General features: G+C 70.2%; 2 protein-coding genes and 1 tRNA gene. All 3 read left to right on the top strand.

Translation table 11 applies throughout. The annotated features are described in order from the left end of the window. A partial coding sequence (locus tag VJS38_RS03760; RefSeq protein ID WP_324086815.1) for a hypothetical protein occupies window positions 1–1153 on the top strand: 1153 nt, incomplete at its 5' end. A gap of 98 nt (window positions 1154–1251) precedes the next feature. Beyond that, window positions 1252–1328, top strand: a tRNA-Arg gene (locus VJS38_RS03755). Between the two features lie 262 nt (window positions 1329–1590). Beyond that, the gene (locus VJS38_RS03750) at window positions 1591–2376 is read left to right on the top strand and encodes a DUF2092 domain-containing protein (RefSeq protein WP_324086814.1); all 786 of its coding nucleotides are present in this window, start codon (window positions 1591–1593) and stop codon (window positions 2374–2376) included. The last annotated feature ends 81 nt before the right edge of the window (window positions 2377–2457 follow it).

Genomic DNA, 2457 nt, shown 5'->3' with positions numbered 1-2457 from the left:
CGCGCAGCACATGAAGCAAGGGCCGCACGCGCTTTGCCGCGGCGCCCTCGGGCGAGAGCTCCGGCGCCATTGCCGCAAGGCCGCCGCCTTTCCCACGCCGCTGAAGGTCGAGATGGCCGCCTTCGCCCAGCGGCTGATGGATGTACGAACCCGCTTGCCGGCCCGCGGCCTGCGCACCGACCCTGAGCTGATCGTCGACTACCTGATCCCGCCCTACGCGCCGGGGGCGGCGCCCCTAGATGCGCCCAAGGCGATGGTGCTGCAGCGCCAGGCGCCGATGTCGCTGGAGGCGGGCCGCGGGCAGATGGCCTTCGCCATCGCCCGCGGCTGGCTGGTGGTCATCGAGTACGATGACCATCCGGGCCTGGTCGCCGAGGCGCTGGGGCGCGCCTTCACGCCCGCCGACCTCGACCGGTTCGGCTATGCGCACGCCCTGCAGACCAGCACCGAGCCGTTGGCCGCGCTGTTCCGCACGCGCAATCCCGAGGTGCGGGTGTTCGGCAATGCGGTCTTCCAGCTCGCGCCCTTTCCGCAGGGCCGGCCGCCCAGGCGGGTGTTCTACGGCGCCGTCTCGCGCGGCGCGTTCGGCGCAGAGGTCGCCCGCTCGTTGGCGCCGGTGGTCGCCGAGTTCCCGGACGCCGAGTTCTTGGTGCTGGGCGACCGCGCGGTGTTCGACGCCCTGCCCACAGCCAACAAGGTCTACGAGGACCACCTGACCTACGAGGCCTATCTGGCCCGCATGGCCGGCTGCGCCGTCTCGCTCTCGCCGATCGAGCCGCTGCCGATGCGCGAGACCAAGAGCGACGCCAAGTTCCTCGACGCCGCCCGCGCCGGCGTCGTCACCATCGGCTCGCCGGTGATCTACGCCGGCGTGATCCGCCACGGCGAGAACGGCCTCCTGGCGCCGGCGCTGGCGGACTGGGCGCCCTTGCTGCGCCAGGCGCTCGCCGATCCCGCCGCGACCCGCGCCATGGGCCGTCGGGCCTGGGACCAGGTGCGCCGCGAGCGGATGTTCGCGATCCAGGTCGCCGAGCGCCGCGACTGGTATCGCGACCTGTGGTCCCGCAGAGAGGCCCTGAACCGCTCCGCCTTCGACCGCATCCCCGGCCTCGCCGAAGCCGTCGCCGCCGAACGCACCAGGCTCGGCCTCTGAGGCTGCGGCGAGCCGCCCGAACGGCGACGGTTTTGCGATAAGGGTTGAACCCGGCGAACGACGACGCTAGATAGCCGCTCCTCGCCGCAAGGCGATGCGCGCCCGTAGCTCAGCTGGATAGAGCATCAGACTACGAATCTGAGGGTCGGACGTTCGAATCGTTCCGGGCGCGCCATTTCTTCCATCTCCGGCAATCGAACGCCGCCGCGAGCTCCATCCGTGGCGCGCGCTCACTGAAACCGGCACGCTTCGGGTGAATCCCGCAGCGCCGGACGCGCTTCTATGAGATCCATGCGCCGTCTGTGCGCCGAGAGCGGATCCTGTCCGCCCGGCTGCGCGCCTTCGGTCGGTCCCGGACAGGCCTTCGGGGTTTCCCCGGATTGTTGGGCGCCTTTGCGCGGCGGATGCTTAGTCCCTGATTTTTGAGGACAATCGCCATGCGGTCGTTGGGTCTGGTCGTCGCCGGGCTTGGCTTGGCGCTCGCGAGCGGGGCGCCGGGCCTGGCCGCTCCTGCCGAAACCGCCAAGCCCGTCCCCTCGGCGCCCGTGACGCCGCCCGCGGTGGCGCCGGAAGCGTTGCAGGCGCTGAAGCGGATGAGCGCCTATCTCGCCACCCTGCCGGCGATCGCCCTGACCTCCAACACCAGCCTGGACGTCGTCACCCAGGCGGGGCAGCGGGTGCAGCTCGACGGCGTGGTGAACTACAAGGTCCGGCGGCCCGACGCCTTCAGCATCGAGCTCGTCAGCGACCAGCGGCAGCGGTCCTACTTCTACGACGGCAAGCAGTTCACGGTCTATGCGCCCACGCTCGGCTACTACGCCACCGCCGCCGCTCCGCCGACCATCCGCCAGACCCTCGACGCCATCGAAAACAAGTTCGGCATCGAGCTGCCGCTCGAGGACCTGTTCCGCTGGAACGACCCGACCGACAATCCGGCGCAGAACCTGACCTCGGGCTTCCACGTCGGCACGGCCACGATCGACGGCGTCGAGACCGACCAGTACGCCTTCCGCCAGCCCAAGGTCGACTGGCAGATCTGGATCAAGAAGGGGCCCCAGCCCCTGCCGGTGAAGGTGGTGATCGTCGACCAGGTCGACCCGGCCAACCCGGCCTACACCGCCCGGCTCAGCTGGAACACGAACCCGACGCTCACCGGCGACGAGTTCACCTTCAAGCCGGGCAAGGATGCCAAGCAGATCCGCCTGTCCGAGGTCGCCAGATAGGAGGCCCAAGATGCTGAGCCGGACGACATCCAGGATCGCCCTGATCGCGGCGCTGATGGCCCTGGGCTCGGCCCTGGCCGA

Origin of the sequence: Phenylobacterium sp. (assembly GCF_035276905.1) — a bacterium.
GTDB lineage: Bacteria > Pseudomonadota > Alphaproteobacteria > Caulobacterales > Caulobacteraceae > Phenylobacterium.
Note: the sequence above shows the minus strand (reverse complement) of the source record. Positions and strands in the feature narration are given on the sequence as shown.

Excerpts from the sequence above, each read along its gene's own strand:
- VJS38_RS03750 (WP_324086814.1), top strand. The coding sequence starts at position 1,591 with ATGCGGTCGTTGGGTCTGGTCGTCGCCGGGCTTGGCTTGGCGCTCGCG.